The sequence below is a fragment of the Streptomyces sp. NPDC127595 genome, from assembly GCF_042671685.1.
Lineage (GTDB): Bacteria > Actinomycetota > Actinomycetes > Streptomycetales > Streptomycetaceae > Streptomyces.
In genome coordinates this window covers 272,447-296,337 of the sequence record NZ_JBHXWK010000010.1, presented here as the reverse complement: position 1 = coordinate 296,337, position 23,891 = coordinate 272,447, and the positions used below count along the sequence as shown (strand labels likewise).

26 protein-coding genes and 4 tRNA genes are annotated in these 23,891 nt (G+C 68.6%); 24 read left to right on the top strand and 6 right to left on the bottom strand.

Annotated elements, in window-relative coordinates; all coding sequences use genetic code 11:
• Positions 1–103: 103 nt before the first annotated feature.
• The 4 genes from htpX to ACFVKT_RS29855 all read left to right on the top strand — a co-directional run bounded on the left by htpX (position 104) and on the right by ACFVKT_RS29855 (position 3,226).
• On the top strand, positions 104–964 hold the full coding sequence (gene htpX / locus ACFVKT_RS29870; protein ID WP_385737265.1) for a zinc metalloprotease HtpX: 861 nt from the start codon (positions 104–106) through the stop codon (positions 962–964).
• The gene (locus ACFVKT_RS29865; RefSeq protein WP_385737264.1) at positions 961–1,353 is read left to right on the top strand and encodes a YccF domain-containing protein; all 393 of its coding nucleotides are present in this window, start codon (positions 961–963) and stop codon (positions 1,351–1,353) included. Before htpX ends, ACFVKT_RS29865 begins: the two co-directional genes overlap by 4 nt.
• A gap of 15 nt (positions 1,354–1,368) precedes the next feature.
• On the top strand, positions 1,369–2,538 hold the full coding sequence (locus ACFVKT_RS29860) for a barstar family protein (RefSeq protein ID WP_385737262.1): 1,170 nt from the start codon (positions 1,369–1,371) through the stop codon (positions 2,536–2,538).
• Between the two features lie 121 nt (positions 2,539–2,659).
• Positions 2,660–3,226 carry an SMI1/KNR4 family protein gene (locus ACFVKT_RS29855; RefSeq protein ID WP_385737260.1) on the top strand — a complete coding sequence of 189 codons (567 nt, stop codon included), beginning with the start codon at positions 2,660–2,662 and terminating at the stop codon, positions 3,224–3,226.
• Positions 3,227–3,377: 151 nt separating this feature from the next.
• Here the strand turns inward: ACFVKT_RS29855 and ACFVKT_RS29850 are convergent, their stop codons facing one another.
• The gene (locus tag ACFVKT_RS29850; protein WP_385737259.1) at positions 3,378–4,679 is read right to left on the bottom strand and encodes an APC family permease; all 1,302 of its coding nucleotides are present in this window, start codon (positions 4,677–4,679) and stop codon (positions 3,378–3,380) included.
• A gap of 204 nt (positions 4,680–4,883) precedes the next feature.
• Between ACFVKT_RS29850 and ACFVKT_RS29845 the strand changes: the two genes are divergently transcribed.
• Positions 4,884–5,150: a GlsB/YeaQ/YmgE family stress response membrane protein gene (locus ACFVKT_RS29845; RefSeq protein ID WP_385737257.1), complete on the top strand. Its 267-nt coding sequence runs from the start codon at positions 4,884–4,886 to the stop codon at positions 5,148–5,150.
• A gap of 155 nt (positions 5,151–5,305) precedes the next feature.
• On the opposite strand, the gene ACFVKT_RS29840 is transcribed toward ACFVKT_RS29845, so the two are convergent.
• Positions 5,306–5,794, bottom strand: a complete 489-nt coding sequence (locus ACFVKT_RS29840) for a YajQ family cyclic di-GMP-binding protein (protein ID WP_385737255.1) — start codon at positions 5,792–5,794, stop codon at positions 5,306–5,308.
• Positions 5,795–5,994: 200 nt separating this feature from the next.
• Here ACFVKT_RS29840 and ACFVKT_RS29835 point away from each other — a divergent pair.
• Positions 5,995–6,076, top strand: a tRNA-Tyr gene (locus ACFVKT_RS29835).
• A 116-nt stretch (positions 6,077–6,192) separates the two neighbouring features.
• Positions 6,193–6,405: a hypothetical protein gene (locus ACFVKT_RS29830; RefSeq protein ID WP_385737253.1), complete on the top strand. Its 213-nt coding sequence runs from the start codon at positions 6,193–6,195 to the stop codon at positions 6,403–6,405.
• 118 nt (positions 6,406–6,523) lie between these two features.
• Here the strand turns inward: ACFVKT_RS29830 and ACFVKT_RS29825 are convergent, their stop codons facing one another.
• On the bottom strand, positions 6,524–7,180 hold the full coding sequence (locus ACFVKT_RS29825) for an SDR family oxidoreductase (RefSeq protein ID WP_385737251.1): 657 nt from the start codon (positions 7,178–7,180) through the stop codon (positions 6,524–6,526).
• Between the two features lie 129 nt (positions 7,181–7,309).
• On the opposite strand from ACFVKT_RS29825, the gene ACFVKT_RS29820 reads away from it, so the two are divergent.
• Positions 7,310–8,347 carry a hypothetical protein gene (locus ACFVKT_RS29820; RefSeq protein WP_385737249.1) on the top strand — a complete coding sequence of 346 codons (1,038 nt, stop codon included), beginning with the start codon at positions 7,310–7,312 and terminating at the stop codon, positions 8,345–8,347.
• 235 nt (positions 8,348–8,582) lie between these two features.
• Here the strand turns inward: ACFVKT_RS29820 and ACFVKT_RS29815 are convergent, their stop codons facing one another.
• Positions 8,583–9,827: an amidohydrolase family protein gene (locus tag ACFVKT_RS29815; RefSeq protein WP_385737342.1), complete on the bottom strand. Its 1,245-nt coding sequence runs from the start codon at positions 9,825–9,827 to the stop codon at positions 8,583–8,585.
• Positions 9,828–10,429: 602 nt separating this feature from the next.
• On the opposite strand from ACFVKT_RS29815, the gene ACFVKT_RS29810 reads away from it, so the two are divergent.
• The 8 genes from ACFVKT_RS29810 (at position 10,430) to ACFVKT_RS29775 (ending at position 15,446) form a co-directional block, all read left to right on the top strand.
• Positions 10,430–10,502: transfer RNA gene (locus ACFVKT_RS29810), tRNA-Thr, on the top strand.
• 46 nt (positions 10,503–10,548) lie between these two features.
• Positions 10,549–10,621 (top strand) — tRNA-Met (locus tag ACFVKT_RS29805).
• An 89-nt stretch (positions 10,622–10,710) separates the two neighbouring features.
• Complete coding sequence (rpmG, locus tag ACFVKT_RS29800; protein WP_004571794.1) at positions 10,711–10,875, top strand: 50S ribosomal protein L33; 165 nt, start codon at positions 10,711–10,713, stop codon at positions 10,873–10,875.
• A gap of 211 nt (positions 10,876–11,086) precedes the next feature.
• The gene (locus ACFVKT_RS29795; protein WP_385737245.1) at positions 11,087–11,533 is read left to right on the top strand and encodes a MaoC family dehydratase N-terminal domain-containing protein; all 447 of its coding nucleotides are present in this window, start codon (positions 11,087–11,089) and stop codon (positions 11,531–11,533) included.
• Positions 11,534–11,535: 2 nt separating this feature from the next.
• On the top strand, positions 11,536–11,964 hold the full coding sequence (locus tag ACFVKT_RS29790; RefSeq protein ID WP_385737242.1) for a MaoC family dehydratase: 429 nt from the start codon (positions 11,536–11,538) through the stop codon (positions 11,962–11,964).
• 123 nt (positions 11,965–12,087) lie between these two features.
• Positions 12,088–12,687: a TetR/AcrR family transcriptional regulator gene (locus tag ACFVKT_RS29785; RefSeq protein ID WP_385737240.1), complete on the top strand. Its 600-nt coding sequence runs from the start codon at positions 12,088–12,090 to the stop codon at positions 12,685–12,687.
• Positions 12,688–12,835: 148 nt separating this feature from the next.
• Positions 12,836–14,275, top strand: coding sequence for a DHA2 family efflux MFS transporter permease subunit (locus ACFVKT_RS29780; RefSeq protein ID WP_385737237.1), 1,440 nt, complete (start codon positions 12,836–12,838; stop codon positions 14,273–14,275).
• 115 nt (positions 14,276–14,390) lie between these two features.
• On the top strand, positions 14,391–15,446 hold the full coding sequence (locus ACFVKT_RS29775) for a UDP-N-acetylmuramate dehydrogenase (protein WP_385737234.1): 1,056 nt from the start codon (positions 14,391–14,393) through the stop codon (positions 15,444–15,446).
• A 4-nt stretch (positions 15,447–15,450) separates the two neighbouring features.
• On the opposite strand, the gene ACFVKT_RS29770 is transcribed toward ACFVKT_RS29775, so the two are convergent.
• Positions 15,451–16,479 (bottom strand): adenosine deaminase, encoded by a 1,029-nt coding sequence (locus ACFVKT_RS29770; RefSeq protein WP_385737231.1) that lies wholly within the window; start codon positions 16,477–16,479, stop codon positions 15,451–15,453.
• Between the two features lie 141 nt (positions 16,480–16,620).
• The gene (locus ACFVKT_RS29765; protein WP_385737228.1) at positions 16,621–17,847 is read right to left on the bottom strand and encodes a pyridoxal phosphate-dependent aminotransferase; all 1,227 of its coding nucleotides are present in this window, start codon (positions 17,845–17,847) and stop codon (positions 16,621–16,623) included.
• 258 nt (positions 17,848–18,105) lie between these two features.
• On the opposite strand from ACFVKT_RS29765, the gene ACFVKT_RS29760 reads away from it, so the two are divergent.
• From ACFVKT_RS29760 to rplL, 8 genes are all read left to right on the top strand, one after another.
• A tRNA-Trp gene (locus tag ACFVKT_RS29760) sits at positions 18,106–18,178 on the top strand.
• Positions 18,179–18,285: 107 nt separating this feature from the next.
• Positions 18,286–18,567 carry a preprotein translocase subunit SecE gene (gene secE / locus ACFVKT_RS29755; protein ID WP_266831254.1) on the top strand — a complete coding sequence of 94 codons (282 nt, stop codon included), beginning with the start codon at positions 18,286–18,288 and terminating at the stop codon, positions 18,565–18,567.
• A gap of 77 nt (positions 18,568–18,644) precedes the next feature.
• A complete protein-coding gene (gene nusG / locus ACFVKT_RS29750; protein ID WP_385737224.1) occupies positions 18,645–19,583 on the top strand; it encodes a transcription termination/antitermination protein NusG in 939 nt (312 codons plus the stop codon).
• A 197-nt stretch (positions 19,584–19,780) separates the two neighbouring features.
• Positions 19,781–20,215, top strand: coding sequence for a 50S ribosomal protein L11 (gene rplK, locus ACFVKT_RS29745; RefSeq protein WP_385737221.1), 435 nt, complete (start codon positions 19,781–19,783; stop codon positions 20,213–20,215).
• Between the two features lie 79 nt (positions 20,216–20,294).
• Complete coding sequence (gene rplA / locus ACFVKT_RS29740) at positions 20,295–21,020, top strand: 50S ribosomal protein L1 (protein ID WP_385737218.1); 726 nt, start codon at positions 20,295–20,297, stop codon at positions 21,018–21,020.
• Between the two features lie 164 nt (positions 21,021–21,184).
• The gene (locus ACFVKT_RS29735; protein WP_385737215.1) at positions 21,185–22,048 is read left to right on the top strand and encodes a hypothetical protein; all 864 of its coding nucleotides are present in this window, start codon (positions 21,185–21,187) and stop codon (positions 22,046–22,048) included.
• Positions 22,049–22,347: 299 nt separating this feature from the next.
• Positions 22,348–22,881: a 50S ribosomal protein L10 gene (rplJ, locus tag ACFVKT_RS29730; RefSeq protein ID WP_385737212.1), complete on the top strand. Its 534-nt coding sequence runs from the start codon at positions 22,348–22,350 to the stop codon at positions 22,879–22,881.
• 110 nt (positions 22,882–22,991) lie between these two features.
• Positions 22,992–23,375: a 50S ribosomal protein L7/L12 gene (gene rplL / locus ACFVKT_RS29725; RefSeq protein ID WP_385737209.1), complete on the top strand. Its 384-nt coding sequence runs from the start codon at positions 22,992–22,994 to the stop codon at positions 23,373–23,375.
• The last annotated feature ends 516 nt before the right edge of the window (positions 23,376–23,891 follow it).

Here is a 23,891-nt window from a genome sequence, read left to right as displayed (position 1 = left end):
TCTGGCGTTGACCAGTACGGGAGGGTCCACTGAAGAGTGGAAGCAGAGCATCAGTAGTCAGTAGGCAGAGGGTTCCCCTGCGGCACCATTTGGAGGGCGTACCGTGCACCGCCGGCACAACGGGCTCAGGACCGCCGTTCTCCTCGGGGGACTGTCCGCACTCATCATCCTCATCGGCAGCTTCTTCGGGCGCACCGGCCTCGTCATCGCACTGGTCATCGCGATCGGCACGAACGCCTACGCGTACTGGAACAGCGACAAACTGGCTCTACGCGCGATGCGCGCGCGCCCGGTGAGCGAATTCGAGGCCCCGGCGCTGTACCGCATAGTCCGCGACCTCTCCACACAGGCCCGCCAGCCCATGCCACGCCTGTACATCTCACCGACGGAGGCCCCGAACGCGTTCGCCACGGGCCGCAACCCGCGCAACGCGGCCGTGTGCTGCACCGAAGGCATCCTGCGCATCCTCGACGAGCGGGAACTGCGCGGTGTCATCGGCCACGAACTCAGCCACGTCTACAACCGCGACATCCTGATCTCGTCGGTCGCCGGCGCCCTGGCCTCCGTGATCATGTTCCTGGTCAACTTCGCCTGGCTCATCCCGATCGGCCGCTCGAACGACGATGACGGACCCGGCATCCTGGGCATGCTGATGATTGTGATCCTGGGCCCGCTCGCCGCGTCCCTCATCCAGCTCGCCATCAGCCGCTCCAGGGAGTACGAGGCGGACGCGTCCGGCGCCCAGCTCACCGGCGACCCCCTCGCCCTCGCCAGCGCTCTGCGCAAGCTCGACGCGGGCACCAAGCAACTGCCGCTGCCCCCCGAGCCGCGCATCGAGACGGCAAGCCACATGATGATCGCGAACCCCTTCCGCCCCGGACAGGGCATGTCGAAGATGTTCTCCACGCACCCGCCCATGGCGGAGCGCATCGCCCGGCTCGAGAAGATGGCAGGTCACCAGTGAAGACAATCCTGAACGTCATCTGGCTCGTCCTGAGCGGCTTCTGGCTGTTCCTCGGGTACGTGTTCGCGGGCGCGCTGCTGTGCGTCACCATCATCGGCATCCCGTTCGGGATCGCCGCGTTCCGTATCGGCGTCTACGCCCTGTGGCCCTTCGGCTATACGACGGTGGAGCGCCGGGACGCGGGCGCGCCGTCCTGCATCGGCAACGTCCTGTGGCTGGTGCTCGCGGGCTGGTGGCTCGCCCTCGCCCACATCGTCACCGGCGTCGCCCTGTGCCTCACGATCATCGGCATCCCGTTCGGCATCGCCAACTTCAAGCTCATCCCCGTATCGCTGCTCCCTCTGGGACGCGAAATCGTGCCCACGGACCAGCCGTTCGCGACGCGCTAGCGAGCGGGCCCGGGGGTGGAGCCGCCGAAGTACCTACTGCTTTCCTACGACGCCGAAGCCGAGTTCAACGCCGAGGACGGGTACACGGAGCCATGGGCGTCGTGCGCGGAGGCCGAGGGACTCTTCAGCGATCCGCCCCGTCCCGAGCGAGGGACGTACGAGCTGCTCGGCTGCGCCCTGGAAGGCGGGTTGCGGACCGCCCTCACGCGCGCGCGTGCCGACGGTTCGGCGCCGCTCGGCCTTCTCGTCCTGGAAGTCCTGGACGAGAAGGCCGAGTGCGTCGTCGAGTGGGAGCTGGACTACGCGCGTGTCATCGACGACCGCCCGTGCGCGCGTGACCTGACGCTCCGCGACATCACCGTGGAGGCGTCGGAGTCCGTCGACAACGCGTCCGACTATCCCCAGTGCCCGCCGCTCTCGCCGGGCTACCGGTTGTCCGGCGGGCCGGAGAACCGCCCCTGGGGCACCTGCAAGGACCTGGCGCACATCCGCAACGGACCGCCCGGCCAACCCGAACCCCTGGAGCCGTCACTGCGGCTGCTCGGCTGCTCCCCGAGCGGGGCGCTGCGTGCGGCACTGGACGCGGGCGAGGAGGACCTGGGACATGCCAAGGTGCTACGACTCGACGCGCACGGCCGCACCGTGCAGCCGGCCGTCGAGGGTGAACTCACCGGGTGGATCCCGTCGGCGCGTGGCCGAGGCCTGGTCGACCTCACTCTCGAACCCTGGTCGGAGCGTCCGCCGACCGCGGCCCTCGAGGTCTGGGACCTGTGGTGGGCCGGACGCCCGACCGAGCCCAACCTCTGGGCGCAATGCAGTGCTGCAGGCCGCGAGTTCTGGCTCCGCACAGCCCTGACGAACCACACATACGGCCGGCCCGACAGGCCGCCCGGCACCACCTATCACCTCGACGGCCGCCACATCACGGACGCGAGCGGATTCTTCTGCGCGATCGGCGAAGCCGTGAACGGCGCCGGCGGATACTTCGGCTGGGGCCTCGACGCCCTCGACGACTGCCTCCGCGGACGCTGGGGCGCCGGCCCGCCCTTCACTCTCGTCTGGCACGACGCGGACGTCGCCCGCACCTGCCTCGGCGTCACCCCGCACACCGGCTCCCGCCCGGTGACCTTCGAAGAACTGCTCGTCTTCTTAGCCGGGAAGCACATCGACGTCCGTCTCCTCTGACTGCGCAGGACTGCGTCTGACGGCGCAAGGGTGTCCCGGACTGCGCCGGGCTGTGCCGCGTGGTGCCTGAGGGTTATCCACAGGCTGCCCGATTGTCAGTGCCGCGCTGCATCATGAACCCATGACCGAAATCGAGCAGTTGCTGCAGAAGGTGGCGGAAGGGGCCCGCAACACCCGCCCGTGGGGCTGGCCTTCACTCCCGGAACCCGTGGACACGGCCGCGGTCGCCCGCGCCGAGGCCACGCTCGGCTTCCCACTGCCCGCGCTGCTCGCCGCGCTCTACCTGCGTATAGGGGACGGCGGATTCGGCCCCGAATACGGCCTGCTGCCACTGCTCGACGGCTCTGCGTCCGGTGAACCCGCCGCTGTCCCGCAGTACCTCGCCAACAGAAAGAGCGGCCGCAAGGACCCGGACTGGCCCTGGCCCGAGGGCGTCCTGCCGATATCCCACTGGGGCTGCGGAATGTACGCGTGCGTGGACTGCCAGAACCCGGACGGCACGGTCCTCCTGTTCGAGCCGAACGCGGACGAGGCCGACCACGCCTGGTACGTGGACGCGCCCGACCTGGCGACCTGGCTGCACACCTGGCTCGACGGCGCCGGTTGGTACGAGGAGTCCACCGACGACATGGACATGGCCCCGTGGCCCGAGTTCCGGATACGCACGGCGGCGCCACGAGCCTCGTAGCGCCGCTCAGGGAACTGCGGTCGGCCATGCCTTGGCCGCCTGCGTCACGGAGGCGACCGCGCCGCCTCAGACCAGGCCGCCCTTCACGCCAACTGCGCCCGCCGCCTCGGGCAGTTGCGCGCCGCCCGTCGGCAGCCCGCTGCCGCCGCCGCTACGGCTGTTGCTGCGAACCGCCCGCCCATCGCCGTACCCCGTAGGCCGCCGCTCCCACCGCCAGCACAGCCGCACCCGACACCACGGAAACCCCAGGCAGCGCGAACGCCAGTGTCACGCATCCGACAAGCCCGACCACCGGCGCCACCCGGGACAGCGGGGCCGAACCCAACGTCCAGGCCGCGGCGTTCGCCACCGCGTAGTACGCCAGCACACCGAAGGAGGAGAAGCCGATCGCACCCCGTACATCGACCGACGCGGCCAGCACGGCGACCACCGCGCCCACGGCCAGCTCTGCCCGGTGCGGTACCCGGAAGCGCGGATGTACGGCGGCCAGGGCGCGCGGCAAGTGACGGTCACGCGCCATGGCCAGTGTCGTCCGCGACACGCCCAGGACCAGGGCGAGGAGTGAGCCGAGCGCGGCCACGGCGGCACCCACCCGCACCACCGGCACGAGCCCCGGCACACCGGCCGCCCGCACCGCGTCGGCCAGCGGCGCCGAGACCTGCCCGAGCCCACCCGACCCCAGCACGGAAAGGACAGCGACTGCCACCGCCGCGTAGACCACGAGCGCGATACCCAGAGCCACCGGGATCGCGCGCGGGATGGTGCGCGCAGGATCCCGCACCTCCTCACCGAGCGTCGCGATCCGCGCGTACCCCGCGAACGCGAAGAACAGCAGCCCGGCCGCCTGAAGCACCCCGCCCGCGCCGGCGGAGAGCCCGACGCCCAGCCGCTCGGTGTCGGAGGCGCCCGAGCCGAGACACACGACCACCACGGAAGCGAGGACCGCGAGGACCACTGCCACGATCGCCCGCGTCAGCCAGGCCGACTTCTGTACGCCGCCGTAGTTCACCGCGGTCAGGGCCACCACGGCCGCGACCGCCACCGCATGCGTCTGTCCCGGCCAGACGTACGTGCCCACGGTGAGCGCCATCGCCGCACAGGAGGCTGTCTTGCCGACGACGAACGACCAGCCCGCCAGGTACCCCCAGAAGTCTCCGAGCCGCTCGCGTCCGTATACGTACGTGCCGCCGGAGGCGGGATACCGGGCGGCGAGCCGAGCCGAGGACATCGCGTTGCAGTACGCGACCACGGCGGCGACCGCAAGGCCGAGCAACAGCCCGGACCCGGCCGCCCGCGCCGCGGGGCCCAGCGCCGCGAAGATCCCGGCACCGACCATCGACCCGAGACCGATGACAACCGCGTCCCCGACGCCGAGCGTCCGGCGCAGCTCGGCACCGGCCTGCGAACTGTCGCCCTCTTGCCCGCTGGGCAGGCTCGCACCGGAATGTGTCATGCGCCGCACCCTACTGATCGCTGCAACCGAGCAGCGTCGACAAGGCGTCCTCCCCGGCAACAAGCCGCCAACACACGTGCGATCAGCAGCTTGATGGCAGTGAAGGCATCAAGGCATCAAGGCGTCGCGGCGTCAGGGCTTGACCACAGCCTGGCCGGAGCAGGAGTACAGCGCAGGCACAGTACGGAGAGGCAGGTTCAGGGCATGGGCATCATCAGCTGGATCATTCTGGGACTGTTGGCCGGGGCCATCGCCAAATTCCTGCTGCCGGGCCGCGACCCGGGCGGCTTCATCGGAACGACGGTCATCGGAGTCGCGGGCGCCTTCATAGGCGGCTGGATCTCCGCCCGTTGGCTGGACCACCCCATCACCAAGCAGTTCTACGACGGTGCCACCTGGGCCGCCGCGATCGGCGGCTCGCTCGTCCTGCTGGTTCTCTACCGCGTCTTGTTCGGCGACTCGCGCCGCTGAGCGCGTACCCCGAGGCCGCAGCCGGCAGGTGAGAAGGGTGGGCACCCGAGGGACTCCGGGTGCCCACCCACTCTCGTAAGCGCAACGGACCGACCACTGCCGTCAGTCGACGAAGCAACTGCTACCGCTGGCTGGCGCAGCATGGGCAGTGAGGACTACCGGTAGTTCACGAACTGCAGGGCGAAGTCGAAGTCCTTGCCCTTGAGCAGTGCCTGGACGGCCTGAAGGTCGTCACGGCTCTTCGAGCTGACGCGCAGTTCCTCGCCCTGCACCTGGGCCTTGACGCCCTTCGGGCCCTCGTCACGAATGATCTTCGCCACCTTCTTCGCGTTGTCCTGGGAGATGCCCTCCTCGATCGACGCGAAGATCTTGTACTCCTTGCCGGAGAGCTGCGGCTCACCGGCGTCCAGCGCCTTCAGCGAGATACCGCGCTTGATCAGCTTGGTCTCGAACACATCGAGGATGGCTTTGACCCGCTCCTCGGAGTTCGCCTCCATGAGGATTTTCTCGCCGGACCAGGAGATGGAGGCGCCTACGTTCTTGAAGTCGTAGCGCTGCGAGATCTCCTTGGCGGTCTGGTTGAGGGCGTTGTCGACCTCCTGCCGCTCGACCTTCGAGACGATGTCGAAACTGGAGTCGGCCATGTCCTGTGGCTCCTTGTATCGGGGTGCGTAGGGGCGGCCGTCGAGCCCGGCGTGGTCCCCGGCCGCATCCGCATAAGCCTAGCCACCCCCTCCCCTCCGGGGGCCGATCAATCGGGTGGCGAAGCACCCCCGGTCATCAGGTATCGTTTACGTCGTTGCCACAGAGCGCCGCCAAAACGGTCCTCCCGGCAGCAACCCCTGGCGGTGTGCCCGAGCGGCCAAAGGGAGCAGACTGTAAATCTGCCGGCTTCGCCTTCCGTGGTTCGAATCCACGCGCCGCCACATGGGAAATAAAGGCCCCGTGACCTGCCCTCTACGCAGGTCACGGGGCCTTTCTCATGGCTTTCGTGCGGGTGGGGAGCCGAGGGATTGTCAGTCCGGGCGGGCACACTGATGTCATGTCTTCGCGTCGTAGGAACTGCCCCGAGTGCCGTCGGGAGATCGCCGTTGTCGCGGGGCGGTTCGCTCGGCATGATCCGCCGGGTGCGCGGGGGAGCGGGGAGCTGGTCTCGTGCCCGGGGTCACGCAGGCAGGCTGAGCTCGGGGCGGCCCAGCCGGCGCTGGACGGGTATGCCGTTCCTGAGTTCTCCGGCCAGCTTCCCCTGTTCTGACCTCTGATTCATCAGCAGACAGGGGTCATGAACCAGAGGCGCTCGTGACCTCTGGTCCTGATCCCCGTCTCCCTGCCTCCCGTCTCCCGTCTCCCTGTCCCCCGTCTCCCCGGTTCTCCTAGTTCCCCGCCACCGACTTGACCGCCACCGAGATCGGGGTCGAACCGCTGATCAGTTCCAGCGTCAGGCCGACGGTCGCCGGGGTGTCCACCAGCTCGGCCAGGACCGCGGCGACGTCGTCGCGCGGGATCGGGCCACGGCCGGTGGAGGCTTCCAGGCGTACGAGGCCGGTGCCGGCGTCGTCGATCAGGCTGCCCGGGCGCAGGATCGTCCAGTCCAGGGCCGCACGGCTGCGTACGTAGTCGTCGGCCTCGCCCTTGGCGCGCAGGTAGGCGTCGAAGACGTCGTCGCCCGGGTGTGCCGAGTCCGCGCCCATCGAGGAGACGACGAGGTGACGGCGTACGCCGGCGCGCTCCGCCGCGTCCGCGAACAGGACGGCTGCACCCCGGTCCACCGTGTTCTTGCGGTCTGCCCCGCTGCCCGGGCCCGCGCCCGCCGCGAAGACGGCCGCGTCCGCACCCTGCAGATGCGCGGCGACCTCCTCCAGCGAGGCGGACTCCAGGTCGCACAGGACTGGCTCGGCGCCGGCCGCCCGCAGGTCGTCGCTCTGTTCGGCGCGGCGGATGATCCCCGCGACCTCGTCACCACGCGCGGCGAGCAGTCGCTCCAGCCGCAGCGCGATCTGACCATGACCTCCAGCGATAACAATGCGCATGTTTCCGACCGTACGCCCGGATGGACGCGTTCGCCGCACAACCCTGTGGACGACTCATGGGTCACATGGGTGATCACTGTGAACAAGGGGGACGTCGTGCCAGTCGCGCTGCGTCGTAAGGAGAACGCCATGACCGCCATACGCAAGACCTTCATCGCGGGCGGCAGCGCCGCCGTTCTGCTCGCCACGGCGGCCGCCTGTGGCACGGTTCAGAATCTCACCGCAGGCCAGAAGGTGGACCAGGCCGTCGACAAGCTCGGCGAACGGAAGTCGCTGGCCTTCGAGTTGGACCTGGACGCTGATTCCGACGCGCTCACGGCGCTGGCGGGCGAGGCCGGTTCCGAGGAGGAGCTGCCGCCGGAGTTCGCGAAGTTCCTCGCGGGGCTGCGCGTCGAGGTCTCCGTCAAGTCCAAGAAGCCGTTGGCGGATTCGGGTGAGAAGGATCTCATCGGCACGGGTGTCAGGATCGAGGGCTCCGAAGGCGTCCTGGCCGAGTACCGGGTCGTCGGCGACTTCACGTACTACCGCGCCGACATGAAGGCCCTCGGCGAGACCATGGGCATGCCCATGCCGACGGCCGAGCAACTCCCGGAGAGCGAGAAGGAGTTCAGGAAGGTACTCGAGGGCGAGTGGGTCAAGATCGACACCAGTGCCCTGGAGGAGGCCCAGAAGCCCGAGTCGTCCTCGGGCGGCGCTGACGAGACCGCCGGGATCGACGCCAAGACCCAGCAGAAGATCATCGATGCCGTACGTGGTGTCTTCTCGCGCGAGGTCACCCTCAGCACAAAGGACGGCGGCGACGGCACCGAACACGTCGTCGCCAAGGCCAACTTCCGTGACCTGATCACCGGAATCGTGGACAAGCTCGGTCCGTTGGAGGGCGAGCTTCCGCCGGGTACCGAACTCCCCACCGCCAAGGACCTGAAGGGCGCCCCGAACAAGAAGGTCGCGGTCGACCTCACGTTGAAGAACGGCGACCTGACCCAGGTCGAGGTCGATCTCGCCGCCCTCGCCGACGCCCCGAAGGGCACCAGGCTCCCGCTGGTCATGAAGTTCACCGACGCCGGCGACGTCAGCGCGCCGTCGGGGGCCACGGAGATCCCCGGGGGCATGGTGCCTGGCGGCAGCCCGTTCGTCGGCGGTCTGTTGGGCGGCGGCGAGCTCTGAGCACCGGGTGCGCCGACGGGCGAAAGAGCGGCCACACGGGTAGTCGGTAATCGCTGTCCACGCGCGCGTGGATGTTACGAGAACGAGCCATGCGCGCGTGGATGTTACGAGAACGAGCCATGTGCGCGTGGACGTACGAAAGCGGTCCATGCGCGTGCGCTCACAAGAACCCGCCCCCGGCCCGCCCAACTCAGCCTCAACCCGTCCCCTCCGCCTCCCTCTCCCCCCGCCCCCGTCAGGACGGCTCCCCCCGCCCCTGCCGTGGCAGGTCCAAGCCCGCCGCCGAGTTGCAGTACTCCCGCACTGCGCTGGTCCGCGCCACCACGCGCGCCCGGTGCACCACGATCCGGCTGTACGCCAGTGACAGCGCCCCCGCGAGCCGGTCCCCCCGTACGGCGAGCAACTCGGCCGGGAATCCCGCCTCCACGCGTACCTCTGGCAGCCCCAGGGCGGTGCGGGCGACGGAACTCACGGCTTCGTACGCGTCCTCGGGCCGCAGCCCGTCTCGCGAGGCCAGCAGATACGCGGCCTCCAGCGGGTCGCCACGGCCCACCGGATTCGCCACGTCGCGCAGGGCGCCGCTGCCCGCGGCGACCCGGACGCCGGCCGCCCGCAACAGCCGTACCGGAGCCGTCCCGCGGCGGTCCACGGGTCCGCAGCCGCCCTGCGGCAGGCACACGACGGTCACTCCGGCCGCGGCGAGTTGCTCGGCGGCGCGGGAGGCGACCTCGGCGGGCAGCCGGCCGAGTCCGCCGCACGGACCGAGCGTCACTCCGGGGCGCAGGCCGCCCGCCATCGCCGCGAGCCGTCCGAGCCGGGCGGGGTCGGCGGCGTCCGTGTGCAGGTCGACCGGGCAGCCGTGCTCGGAGGCGAGCTCCAGGACCGCCTCGACGTAGCCCGTCGGATCGGGGTCGGCGTCCGGGCATCCGCCCACCACGGAGGCACCCATTTTCACCGCGTCCCGCAGCATCGCGAGCCCGTCCGCCCCGGCGATCCCGGTCAGCAGCCGGGGCATCGCCACCGCGGTCAGCTCGGTGAGCCCGCGCAGCGACCGCCGCGCCTGGAGCACCGCGGCCAGCGCGTCGAGCCCCTGTACGTCGCCGACGTGCACGTGTGAGCGCAGCGCCGTGGCCCCGTGCCCGAGTTGCAGCAACGCGGCCTCGGTGGCACGGCGTTGGACCTCCTCCGCGTCGTACGAGGCGGGGCCGTCGCCCTCGGCGGTCAGGGCCGTGTCGCCGTGGGCGTGCGGCTCGGCCGGGGCCGGCAGCAGGAGGTAGCCGCTCAGGTCCACGCGCGCGCTGTGCGCGCTGAGACTCCCGGCGGTGCCGACCGCCTCGATGCGCCCGCCGCCCAGCCGTACGTCCACGGTCCGGCCGTCGGTGAGCCTTGCCCCGCACAGCAGGAGGGTGGCCGTGTCGGCAGGCGTATGTCCCGACGGGGAGGACGAGGAGTGGGGCGGCTGCGGCTGACTGTCGGGCATCGGACTGTCGGGCATCGCGCTCCTGGGGCTCGGGGGCGGCTGCGGAATGGGTGACTGCGGAGAGTGGAGACGCAAGATCACACAGCGTGAGCCGAGCCTAGGGTGGCGACCCGCCCGCATCGGGGAGGAGCGAAATAGTCGTATCGGTGTGGTCCGTCAGGGAGAAAAGGCCGAGGGCACAGGCCGACGGGCCGAGGGGATCGACTGGCCTGGCGAGCGGGCCTGGCGAGCAGCACGACGAGCGGGCCTGGCGAGCAGGCACGACGAGCAGGCACGACGAGCAGGCACGACGAGCGGCCATGACGAGCGGCCATGACGAGCGGGCACGACGATGAGGATCAAGCGGTGCGCTGATGGCGATCAACCGGTGTGCCGATGGCGATCAGCAGGTCTGACGATGGCGATCAGCAGGCCTGACGATGGCGATCAGCGGGTCTGGCGAGGGGGGATCAGCAGGCCCGATGATGAGGAGCACCGCTGTGGTTCGTGGTGCGCGAGAGGTCCGCGGGAACGCCTGCGGACCAGCGGGGAACAGGCCGGGGCGGTTGCCGCGAAACGGATTTGGGCGATCGGCGGCCGACCGTGTAATGTCTTCATCGCTCGCCCCAATAGCTCAGTCGGTAGAGCGTCTCCATGGTAAGGAGAAGGTCTACGGTTCGATTCCGTATTGGGGCTCTGGTGTGGGAGGTTCTCGTCGGAAGGCGGGAACCGATCGCATCTCAGCGGTGTAGCTCAGTCGGTAGAGCAAGCGGCTCATAATCGCTGTGTCACCGGTTCAAGTCCGGTCACCGCTACTGACAGTAGCCGATTGTGGGGTCGGTCCTTCGATCGGCTACTCTTCTATGCGTTAATCGTCCTATCTGTTTCGTCAAGGAGCACTCCTGTGGCTGCCACAGACGTCCGCCCGAAGATCACGCTGGCCTGCGTGGAGTGCAAGGAGCGGAACTACATCACCAAGAAGAACCGGCGCAACGACCCGGACCGACTGGAGATGAAGAAGCACTGCCCGCGTTGCAACGCGCACACCGCGCACCGCGAAACGCGATAACTTTCAGGCTCGTACACGAGGCCGTCCCCTTCGCGGGGGGCGGCCTCGCGTCGTTACGCGGCGTTCGTCACGACAGTTCCAGTGACGCGGCGCTGGTCACACAGCGCTAGTAGTGCAGCCCGTGCAGCCCGTGCAGCCAGTACAGCCCCAGTCACCCAGCCCCAGTCACAGTCTTCGTTTCACCGGCTGAAAGCCAGGAGGTGCCGAGCTCATGGCGCTCGACCAGTCCTTCGTCGGGCGGTCCTATCCGCCCACCGACCCCTATGAGGTCGGGCGGGAGAAGATCCGCGAGTTCGCGGAGGCCGTGGGGGACGCCAACCCGGCCTACACGGACCCGGAGGCCGCCAAGGCGCTCGGATACCCGGACGTGATCGCCCCGCCGACGTTCGTCTTCGCGATCAGCTTCAAGGCCGCGGGGCAGGTCATCGAGGACCCGCAACTGGGGCTCGACTACAGCCGCGTCGTGCATGGCGACCAGAAGTTCGCCTACAGCCGCCCGGTGCGTGCGGGTGACCGGCTCACGGTCACGTCGACCATCGAGGCGATCAAGTCCATGGCGGGCAACGACATCCTGGACATCCGTGGCGAGGTCCATGACGAGGCGGGCGAGCATGTGGTGACCGCGATCACCAAGCTCGTGGCGCGGGCGGAGGGCTGATCATGACGGCGAAGATCGCGTACGAGGATGTCGAGGTCGGCACCGAGCTGCCGGCCCAGTCCTTCTCCGTGACCCGGGCCACGCTCGTGCGTTACGCGGGCGCCTCCGGGGACTTCAACCCGATCCACTGGAACGAGAAGTTCGCGGTCGAGGTCGGGCTTCCCGATGTCATCGCGCACGGCATGTTCACCATGGCCGAGGCGATCCGCGTCGTCACCGACTGGGTCGGCGACCCGGGCGCGGTCGTCGAGTACGGCGTCCGCTTCACTAAGCCCGTCGTCGTCCCGAACGACGACCAGGGCGCGACAGTCGAGGTCAGCGCCAAGATCGCTGCCAAGCTCGACGACAACACCGTCCGCGTCGACCTCGTCGCGACCAGCGCAGGCAAGAAGGTCCTGGGCATGTCACGAGCGGTCGTACGGCTGTCCTGAGGGCGGTCTGGGTGGCATAGGCGACTCGGGTAAGGGGCGTCCGCAATGGCGGGCGCCCCTTACGCGCGCCGAACGTGCGCCTACCCCTTGACCTAGTTAGTGATTGAGTACTAACTTACTTGCATGGTCAGGATGAGCGCGGAGGAGCGGCGCGAGAGCGTCATCCGTGCGGCGATGAGTGAGTTCGCCCGCGGCGGATACAGCGGTACCTCCACCGAGGCGATCGCCAAGCGGGTGGGTGTCTCGCAGCCGTACCTCTTCCGGCTCTTCCCGAGCAAGAAGGCGATCTTCCTTGCGGCTTCCGAACGCTGCATGGACCTCTTCCGGCAGACGTTCGAGGAGGCCTCCAAGGGGCTGGAGGGCGAAGAGGCCCTGCATTCCATGGCCAACGCGTACACCAGGGTCATCGCGGAGGAGCCGGAGCGGCTGCTCATGCAGATGCAGACGTACGCGGCGGTGGCGGCGGCCGAGGAGTCCGGCGACCCCGAACTCGGCGAGCTGGTGCGGGACCGCTGGATGCGGCTCTGGGATACCGCCCACATCCCGCTCGGTGCGGACGTGAACGAAACCACGACGTTCATGGCGTACGGAATGCTCGTCAACTGCCTGGTGGCCATGGGCTTTCCGCCGGAGCACCGGGTCTGGGAAGGGCTCTATCCGTCGGCGCGGGCGAAGGGGCGGCTCGAAATCGATCCCCCGAAAGCCGCTGTCGGTGAAGGCTGAGCCAGGAAGCGTGGATGAGGGGGCGGAGGTCCGCGCCTCTTCATGCACACAAAAGTTAGTCATCAATAACTAACCAACTAGTCATCATGGGCCAACGCCGTGGAAACCACGTTGGCAACGTCGATAGTGATCACCCTCTGGGGGAGCGATGTCACAGCAGAAAGAACGTCGCGGGGGAGCCGTCTGGGCCCTCGTCATCACCAGCGTCGCCGGGTTCATGGCGGCCCTCGACAACCTCGTCGTCACCACCGCCCTGCCCTCGATCCGGGAGGACTTCGGTGGAGGGCTGGACGACCTGCAGTGGACCGTGAGCGCGTACACGCTCGCTTTCGCCGTGCTGCTGATGTTCGGGGCGGCCCTGGGGGACCGGTTCGGCCGGCGGCGGCTCTTCCTCGTCGGTCTCACCGTCTTCACCGGCGCGTCCGCCGCCGCGGCGATGGCGCCCGGCATCGACTCGCTGATCGCCGCCCGTGCGGTCCAGGGTGTCGGGGCGGCGATCATGATGCCGCTGACGCTGACCCTGCTGACGGCCGCGGTTCCGGTGGCCAAGCGCGGGATGGCGTACGGCATCTGGGGTGCCGTCAACGGACTCGCGGTCGCCTCCGGGCCCCTCATCGGCGGCAGTCTCACCGAGCACGTGTCCTGGCACTGGATCTTCTGGCTGAACGTCCCGCTGGGCCTCGCCCTGCTGCCGCTCGCCCGGCTGCGCCTCCGCGAGTCCTACGGCACCGGTGCCCCGCTCGACATCACCGGCACCGTGCTCGCGAGCGGCGGTCTCTTCGGGGTCGTGTACGCGCTGATCCGCGGCAACGTCGACGGCTGGAGCAGCGTTCCCGTGCTCACCGGCCTGATCGCGGGCGGCGTACTGCTCGTCGGCTTCGTTCTCCATGGCATCCGTGCCAAGAACCCGATGCTGCCGATGCGGCTCTTCCGCAGCCGCGCCTTCTCCGCGATCAACGCCGCCAGCCTGCTGATGTTCGTCGGGATGTTCGGCTCGATCTTCCTGCTGAGCCAGTTCCTCCAGGGTGTTCTTGGCTACTCGCCGACCGAGGCGGGTCTGCGGATGCTCCCGTGGACCGGCATGCCGATGATCGTCGCTCCGATAGCCGGGTATCTGTCGGACCGGATCGGCGGACGCCCGGTCGTCACCGCGGGCCTCGTACTGCAGGCCGTCGGGCTCGGCTGGTTCGCCCTGGTCGTGTCGCCGGAGATGTCGTACGCGGCCCAGTTGCCCGCGCTGATCATCAGCGGCATCGGAATGGGCCTGTACTTCGCCCCGTCCGCCGCCCTGGTGATGTCCAGCGTCGTCCCGTCCGAGCAGGGCATCGCCTCCGGCGCCAACAACGCCCTCCGCGAGGTCGGCGGCGCACTCGGTATCGCGGTCCTGGCCTCGGTCTTCTCGGCCCAGGGCGGCTACGAGTCCGCGCAGCGCTTCGTGGACGGCCTCTCGCCCGCACTTTGGGTGGGCGCCGTGGTCGTCGGCGTGGGCGCGGTGGCCGCGGCGCTGCTGCCCCGCCACCGGCCGACGACCGGGACCCAGGTCGCGGCCTCCGCTCCGGCACGCACCCTCGACACCGTCTCCCACTGACGACCCCGAGGAGCCAGGCCGAGCAGGACACGGAAGGGCCCCGTCAGACAGGCGGGGCCCTTCTCCCGTGCCCGGCCGGCCGGGCACCCCCGGTCCTTCTCGTAGTCTTGAGCCCGTGCAGGTACTCCAAGACGCCACGCTCGCCCCGCTGACCACCTTCAGGCTCGGAGGTCCGGCGGCCCGGCTGATCACCGCCACGACCGACGCCGAGGTGATCGCCGCCGTCCGAGAGGCCGACGACGCCGGTACGCCGCTCCTGGTGATCGGCGGCGGATCCAACCTGGTCATCGGCGACAAGGGTTTCGCCGGGACCGCCCTGCGTATCGCGACGCGAGGCTTCGAACTCGACGGCGGGACGCTGGAGCTTGCCGCGGGCGAGGTGTGGACCGACGCGGTCGCCCGCACCGTCGAGGCGGGTCTCGCCGGCATCGAGTGCCTCGCCGGGATCCCCGGCTCGGCGGGTGCGACACCGATCCAGAACGTGGGCGCGTACGGCCAGGAAGTGTCGTCGACCATCACCGAAGTGATCGCGTACGACCGGAAAACGCGTGACACGGTCACACTGACGAACGCCGAGTGCGCCTTCTCGTACCGGCACAGCCGCTTCAAGGCCGACCCCGAGCGCCATGTCGTGCTGCGCGTCCGCTTCGAACTGGAGGATGCGGAGGGACTCAGCGCGCCCGTCAGGTACGCCGAGACGGCCCGCGCGCTGGGTGTCGAACCCGGCGACCGCGTACCCCTGGAAAAGGCCCGGGAGACCGTCCTGAAGCTGCGTTCCGGCAAGGGCATGGTGCTCGACCCCGAGGACCACGACACCTGGTCGGCCGGGTCGTTCTTCACCAACCCGATCCTTACGGACGAGGAGTTCGCCGCCTTCCACGCGCGCGTGCAGGAGCGCCTCGGCGCCGAGGCCGCACCGCCCGCCTACCCGGCGGGCGACGGCCACACCAAGACCTCCGCGGCCTGGCTCATCGACAAGTCGGGCTTCACCAAGGGCTACGGCAACGGCCCCGCCCGCATCTCCACCAAGCACACCCTGGCCCTCACCAACCGCGGCGAAGCCACCACCGAAGACCTCCTCGCCCTGGCCCGCGAGGTCGTCGCCGGAGTACGTGACGCCTTCGGAATCACTCTGGTCAACGAGCCGGTGACGGTCGGAGTGGACCTCTAGTACGTCAGGAGACGGGGCCGGCGAGCCACTCGTCGACCCCGGCCAGCAGTTTCTCCCGTACGTCTTGCGTGGCCGCCGATGCGCGGATGGACTGGCGGGCCAGTTCGGCCAGTTCGGGGTCCGTGAAGGCGTGGTACTCGCGGGCGATCTCGTACTGGGCGGCCAGGCGGGAGCCGAAGAGGAGGGGGTCGTCGGCGCCGAGGGCCATGGGGACGCCGGCTTCGAAGAGGGTGCGCAGGGGGACGTCTTCCGGTTTTTCGTAGACGCCCAGGGCGACGTTCGAGGCGGGGCAGACCTCGCAGGTCACCTGGCGGTCCGCGAGGCGCTTCATGAGGCGCGGGTCCTCCGCGGCGCGCACCCCGTGGCCGATCCGGGAGGCGTGCAGGTCGTCCAGGCAGTCACGGACCGATGCCGGGCCCGTCAGTTCGCCGCCGTGCGGCGCGGCCAGCAGACCGCCCTCACGCGCGATCTCGAAGGCCCGGTCGAAGTCCCGCGCCATGCCCCGCCGTTCGTCGTTCGAGAGCCCGAAACCGACGATGCCCCGGTCCGCGTACCGCACGGCCAGGCGGGCCAGCGTGCGGGCGTCCAGCGGGTGCTTCATACGGTTCGCGGCCACCAGGACCCGCATCCCGAGCCCGGTCTCGCGCGAGGCGGAATCCACCGCGTCCAGGATGACCTCAAGAGCCGGGATCAGACCGCCCAGGCGGGGGGCGTACGACGTCGGGTCGACCTGGATCTCCAGCCACCCGGAGCCGTCCTTCACGTCCTCCTCGGCGGCCTCGCGCACCAGCCGCTGGATGTCCTCGGGCTCTCTGAGGCAGGACCGCGCCGCGTCGTACAGCCGCTGGAACCGGAACCAGCCCCGCTCGTCCGTCGCCCGCAGCTTCGGCGGCTCTGCGCTGGTCAGAGCATCGGGCAGCCGCACGCCGTACTTGTCGGCCAGCTCCAGCAGGGTCGTGGACCGCATCGACCCGGTGAAGTGCAGGTGCAGATGGGCCTTAGGCAGTTCACTTACATCACGTACGCGCTCCATCCCAGGATCTTGCCGTACGCGGATGACCTGCCGGTAGCGCTTTCCCTGATCGTGGGCTTGTCCGAACAGAATCCCTAACCAAGAAGACGGGGCACCCACCTCGAAAAAGTGGGTGCCCCGCGCGCGTGGTGCGCGAAAACGTCAGTCCGTGGCCTCGGACAGCAGCTTCTGGAGGCGCGAGATACCCTCGACGAGGTCCTCGTCACCCAGCGCGTACGACAGACGCAGATACCCCGGAGTGCCGAAGGCCTCGCCCGGGACCACCGCGACCTCGGCCTCCTCCAGGATGAGCGCGGCCAGCTCGACCGTGTCCCGGGGGCGCTTGCCGCGGATCTCCTTGCCGAGCAGGGCCTTCACCGAGGGGTACGTGTAGAAGGCGCCCTCCGGCTCGGGGCAGAGCACGCCGTCGATCTCGTTCAGCATGCGCACCATGGTCTTGCGGCGGCGGTCGAAGGCCTCGCGCATCTGCTCGACGGCCGTCAGGTCGCCGGAGACGGCGGCGAGCGCGGCGACCTGGGCCACGTTCGAGACGTTCGAGGTGGCGTGCGACTGGAGGTTGGTCGCGGCCTTGATGACGTCCTTGGGGCCGACGACCCAGCCCACCCGCCAGCCGGTCATGGCGTACGTCTTGGCGACGCCGTTCACGATGATGCACTTGTCGCGCAGCTCGGGCACGACCACCGGCAGGGAGTGGAACTCCGCGTCGCCGTAGACCAGGTGCTGGTAGATCTCGTCGGTCAGGACCCACAGGCCCTTCTCGGCGGCCCAGCGGCCGATCTGCTCGATCTGCTCGCGGGAGTAGACCGAGCCCGTCGGGTTGGACGGGGAGACGAAGAGCAGCACCTTGGTGTTCTCGGTGCGGGCGGCCTCGAGCTGCTCGACGGTGACGCGGTAGCCGGTGGTCTCGTCGGCCACGACGTCGACCGGGACACCGCCGGCGAGACGGATCGACTCCGGGTACGTCGTCCAGTACGGCGCCGGGACGATGACCTCGTCGCCCGGGTCGAGGATCGCGGCGAAGGCTTCGTAGATGGCCTGCTTGCCGCCGTTGGTGACCAGGACCTGGGTGGCGTCCACCTCGTAGCCGGAGTCGCGCAGCGTCTTCGCGGCGATCGCGGCCTTCAGCTCGGGCAGGCCGCCGGCCGGCGTGTAGCGGTGGTACTTCGGGTTCGAGCAGGCCTCGATGGCGGCCTGGACGATGTAGTCCGGAGTCGGGAAGTCCGGTTCACCGGCGCCGAAGCCGATCACCGGCCGCCCCGCGGCCTTGAGGGCCTTGGCCTTGGCGTCCACCGCGAGGGTGGCGGACTCGGAGATCGCGCCGACGCGGGCGGAGACCCGGCGCTCGGTGGGAGGGATTGCAGCGCTCATGGCCCCATCGTTTCAGACCGGAAACCTCCCCGGCACGCGGGTTTCACAGACTGAACAAGGACCGGGCAAGGACTGGACATCCGTCCGGATCGAGGCGGTGGGCTGGACGATCTTCCGCGATCAAAGTCCGTACGGGCACTTTCTGTTCGACGACCGGCCCCGGAGCACGTACACTCTCTCCTCGTTGGCCTTCACCGGCCGCACTCACCCGGTGCACACCGAGCACTCGGGCGGATGCGGTACGTTGGGGGAAATCAAAGGGTCGTAGCTCAATTGGTAGAGCACTGGTCTCCAAAACCAGCGGTTGGGGGTTCAAGTCCCTCCGGCCCTGCTACACAATCCGTTCGCCAGGATGTGTGCGCAATACGTACTGCTAAGCACCGCCGTGCGGCCTGGCCGGGCACGGCGCAGCCACGACCCGGAATCAGGTGAGGACGAGTGACGGACGCCGTGGGCTCCATCGACATGCCTGATGCCGAGGCACCGGAGTCCAATAAGAAGACTCGCAAGGGCGGCAAGCGTGGCAAGAAGGGCCCTCTGAGGCGCCTCGCCACCTTCTACCGCCAGATCGTCGCGGAACTCCGCAAGGTCGTCTGGCCGACGCGGAACCAGCTGACGACGTACACCACAGTGGTCATTGTCTTCGTCGTCATCATGATCGCCCTGGTGACCGTGATTGACTATGGGCTCGACCACGCCGCCAAATACGTATTTGGCTGAGCCAAACGCGAAGGGCGCCGTCACCGGCGCCCCTTTCGTGTGTTCCACCCCCATGTATCCAGGAAGAAGCAGCCACCGTGTCTGACCCGAACCTGAACGACGCCATCGAGTCGGTCGAGTCCGTTGAGGACGAGCTCGACATCGTGGAGGGCGCGGACACCGATAACCCGGACGAGGTCGAGGCTGCCGACGCCGCCGTTGAGCCCGCCGAAGAGGCGGCCCTGCACGTCGAGGACGAGTCCGGCGGAGACGTCGAGTCCGGCGGGGACGTCGAGTCGGGCGGAGATGTCGAGTCCGGTGGGGACGTCGAGTCCGTCGAGGACGAAGACGTTTCGGACGAGGCCCTCGCCGTCGAGGACGAGGAAGCCGAGGCCGAAGAAGAGGCCGAGGCCGAGCCCGTCGATCCCGTCGCCGCCCTGCGTGACGAACTCCGCGCGCTCCCCGGCGAGTGGTACGTCATCCACACGTACGCCGGTTACGAGAACCGCGTGAAGACCAACCTCGAGCAGCGTGCCGTCTCGCTGAACGTCGAGGACTTCATCTTCCAGGCCGAGGTGCCGCAGGAAGAGGTCGCGCAGATCAAGAACGGCGAGCGCAAGACCGTCCGCCAGAACAAGCTGCCCGGCTATGTGCTGGTGCGCATGGACCTGACGAACGAGTCCTGGGGCGTCGTCCGCAACACCCCCGGCGTCACCGGCTTCGTGGGCAACGCCTACGACCCGTACCCGCTGACCCTGGACGAGATCGTCAAGATGCTCGCTCCGGAGGCCGAGGAGAAGGCCGCCCGTGAGGCCGCCGAGGCCGAGGGCAGGCCCGCTCCGGCGCGCAAGCTCGAGGTCCAGGTGCTGGACTTCGAGGTCGGCGACTCGGTCACCGTCACCGACGGCCCGTTCGCCACGCTCCAGGCGACCATCAACGAGATCAACGCCGACTCGAAGAAGGTCAAGGGCCTTGTCGAGATCTTCGGCCGCGAGACCCCGGTCGAGCTCTCCTTCGACCAGATCCAGAAGAACTAGCAGCTTCTGGACGTACGTCTTCCGAACAGGTCAGGCGGCTCTAGCAGCCGTCTGACCTCTCGGTTTTTGGCCGCGCATGGATACCCGTTATCGTTGTGCGGTATGCCTCCATCCGGGTCGGATTCAGTGGTTCGGTTGAAGGCAGTCGTCCGGGCGTGTCTCGGACGTAGGTAGGCGAAAACGAAAGAGGACCCGGAATGCCTCCCAAGAAGAAGAAGGTCACGGGGCTTATCAAGCTCCAGATCCAGGCCGGCGCTGCCAACCCGGCTCCGCCGGTCGGCCCCGCGCTCGGTCAGCACGGCGTCAACATCATGGAGTTCTGCAAGGCCTACAACGCCGCGACCGAGTCGCAGCGTGGCTGGGTGATCCCGGTGGAGATCACGGTCTACGAAGACCGCTCCTTCACCTTCATCACCAAGACTCCGCCGGCCGCCAGGATGATCCTCAAGGCCGCGGGTGTCGAGAAGGGCTCCGGCGAGCCGCACAAGACCAAGGTCGCCAAGATCACCCAGGCGCAGGTCCGTGAGATCGCCACGACCAAGCTCCCCGACCTGAACGCCAACGACCTGGACGCCGCGTCGAAGATCATCGCCGGCACCGCCCGTTCCATGGGCATCACGGTCGAGGGCTGAACCCCAATCTCGTAGGACACACCGTGGCAGGGCCTGCTCGGCCCACACCACGACTCCTCAGAACACATCAGGAGAAGCAGTGAGCAAGCGCAGCAAGTCTCTCCGCGCTGCGGACGCCAAGGTCGACCGGGAGAAGCTCTACGCCCCGCTCGAGGCCGTCCGTCTCGCCAAGGAGACCTCCACCTCGAAGTTCGACGGCACCGTCGAGATCGCCTTCCGTCTGGGTGTCGACCCGCGCAAGGCCGACCAGATGGTCCGTGGCACCGTGAACCTCCCGCACGGCACCGGTAAGACCGCCCGGGTCCTGGTCTTTGCGACCGGTGACCGTGCCGAGGCCGCACTCGCCGCGGGCGCCGACATCGTCGGCTCCGACGAGCTCATCGACGAGGTGTCGAAGGGCCGTCTGGACTTCGACGCCGTCGTCGCCACCCCGGACCTCATGGGCAAGGTCGGCCGCCTCGGCCGAGTCCTCGGCCCGCGTGGTCTGATGCCGAACCCGAAGACCGGCACCGTGACCCCGGACGTGGCCAAGGCCGTGACCGAGATCAAGGGCGGCAAGATCGAGTTCCGCGTCGACAAGCACTCGAACCTGCACTTCATCATCGGCAAGACCTCGTTCGACGAGACCAAGCTGGTGGAGAACTACGGCGCCGCGCTGGACGAGATCCTTCGTCTGAAGCCGTCGGCCGCCAAGGGTCGCTACATCAAGAAGGCCGCGATCAGCACCACGATCGGCCCCGGCATTCCGCTCGACCCGAACCGCACCCGCAACCTCCTCGTCGAGGAGGACCCGGCCGCCGTCTGAGCCTTCCGCTCACCCCGGTGACCGCGTCGCGTACGCGCATCTGACACGGGCCCCGCAACCTTTCGAGGTGCGGGGCCCGTTGCCGTTTGCGGGGGATGCGGCCACCGGTGCCGTACGCCGGAGTTAGCGTGGACCTCACGGGGCGTACAAGGGGGGCACGGACGATGCACAGAACGGTGGGGCGAGGGATACTCCCGATCGCGCTGATGGCCGCGCTGACCACGGTCGCCGCGTGCGGTTTCTGGGGGGACTCGGACAGCCGCGCCGAGGAGACCCCCGCCGGGAGTGCGCGTGCGGATGCCGGTTCACTGGCCGCGCTGCGGGCCGCCGAGAAGGCCACCGGCGAGGCGGGTTCTGCCCGGATCACCTCCACGACGGTCATGGGCGACATGCTCTCCATGGAGACGGACGGCGCACTCGGCTGGGCCGGCGCCTCGACCGGCCGGCTCCGGCTCACCTACACGGGCGGCCAACTGGCCGAGACCATGCGGAAACTGGGCACTGCCTCGATGGAGGCCCGGCTGCTGCCCGACGCCTACTACGCGAAGGTCGGCGACGAGTTCGCGGCCCAGATGCACGGCAAGCACTGGATCAAGTACGCCTACGACGACCTGGAGAGCCTTCCGGGAGGCTCGGGGACGTATCTGAAGGAGCAACTCGCCAACACCGCCCCGGTTCCGCCGGTCAAGCTCCTGCTCGCCTCCAAGGACCTGCACAAGGTCGGCGAGGAGGAGGTGCGGGGCGAGCGGACCACGCATTACTCGGGCACGGTGAACGTGGCGGACCTCAAGGGCGCCGACGCCCTCAAGGAGCAGCTCGAACAGGCCGGCGTCACCACGGAGACGGTCGACGTCTGGGTCAACGGGGACGACCTGCTGGTCAAGAAGGCCGAGAAGGGCGAGCTGACGAGCGGCTCGATGTCCGCGACGGCGTACTACAGCGACTACGGCGTGCGGGTCTCCGCCCAGGAGCCACCGGCGAGCGACACCGCCGACTTCAAGGAGCTGCTCGGGTCGCAGACCCCCTGAACGTGCTGGAATCGGCCCGAGCGGGTCTCGTACGGGCGGATTTGCCTGACGCGCGGCCGTTCACGTACTCTTCCGGAGAAGCCAAAGACCGCTGGTCGTTGTCTTGTGCTCGCAAGAGGACAAGGTGACCGAAGGATCCGCTGAAACTGCGGACGACCCGCGTAGGTGACTGTGGACATGCTCCTGGAATTCTCCCAAGGAATTCGAGTTGAGCTACGCCCCGTGCGCCTGCGCCGGGGCGTTTCGTATTCCTCAGCCCCTTCTGAGCGGTCCTCATCACCCGGAAGGAGGCCACGCTTATGGCAAGGCCCGACAAGGCTGCCGCGGTAGCCGAGCTCGCGGACCAGTTCCGTAGCTCGAATGCCGCCGTGCTGACCGAGTACCGGGGTCTCACCGTGGCGCAGCTCAAGACGCTGCGTCGTTCGCTCGGTGAAGACGCCCAGTACGCCGTGGTGAAGAACACGCTGACCAAGATCGCGGCCAACGAGGCCGGGATCTCTACGCTCGACGACCTGTTCAACGGTCCGACGGCGGTCGCCTTCATCACCGGTGACCCGGTGACGTCGGCGAAGGGTCTTCGTGACTTCGCCAAGGACAACCCCAACCTCGTCATCAAGGGCGGTGTCCTTGACGGTAAGGCGCTGTCCGCCGACGAGATCAAGAAGCTTGCGGACCTCGAGTCCCGCGAGGTTCTGCTCGCCAAGCTGGCGGGTGCCTTCAAGAGCAAGCAGTCCCAGGCTGCCTCGCTCTTCCAGGCGCTGCCGTCGAAGTTCGTCCGCACCGCGGAGGCGCTTCGCGTCAAGCTGGCCGACGAGCAGGGCGGTGCCGAGTAATTCGGCTCGCGCATTGACCGCCGCCTGAGGCGACGGTCGCAGCGGGCCGAACGTACGCCCGCCTCACCAGTACATACCGGCACCTGCCGAATTAGTGGAAGGACGCCATCATGGCGAAGCTGTCCCAGGAAGAGCTGCTCGCGCAGTTCGAGAACCTCACCCTCATCGAGCTCTCCGAGTTCGTGAAGGCCTTCGAGGAGAAGTTCGACGTCACCGCCGCCGCCGCGGTCGCCGTTGCCGGCCCCGCCGGCCCGGGCGTCGTCGCCGACGCTCCGGAGGAGCAGGACGAGTTCGACGTCATCCTCACGGGTGCCGGCGAGAAGAAGATCCAGGTCATCAAGGTCGTGCGTGAGCTGACCTCGCTGGGTCTGAAGGAGGCCAAGGACCTCGTCGACGGCGCTCCGAAGCCGGTCGTCGAGAAGGTCGCGAAGGAGGCCGCCGAGAAGGCTGCCGAGTCCCTCAAGGCCGCCGGCGCCTCCGTCGAGGTCAAGTGACCCGACGAGTCCGCCGAGGACTCCTGTCGCGCTGACACAGCCGCTCACGTAGCGCTGTAACGCTGACGCACCGAAGAGCGATCACCCAACTGGGTGGTCGCTCTTCCGCGTTCCCGGGGGACCGGAAGCGGCTGCCTTGCGCTGGTGGTCGCGACGAGTAAGGTGATCTTCGTTGTGCCTCCGGCCGCCCCAGTGACGGGCTGCAAGACAGGCTGTGCGTGACAATCGCTGCACTCGGTTTGGGCATGGGGGGCCTTGACGAACCGCACGCAGCGCGCAATTCTCAGGACGCGTCGTCACAACGATCCGGATCCGAGGCATGGATCGGCGGCGAAGAGGGCAGTATCGATGTGCATCGAGGGCGTGGCTTGCAGCAGGGGTTGAGAACAACGAGGGTCTTCAAAAACCCGCACTGGACATCAGTGGGCCTAGTGGCTACACTGACCCTTTGCGCTGCCTGTTAGCTGCCTCCTGCCCGTCACCAGGGGCATACTCGTGTACGAACGCAGAGGATTG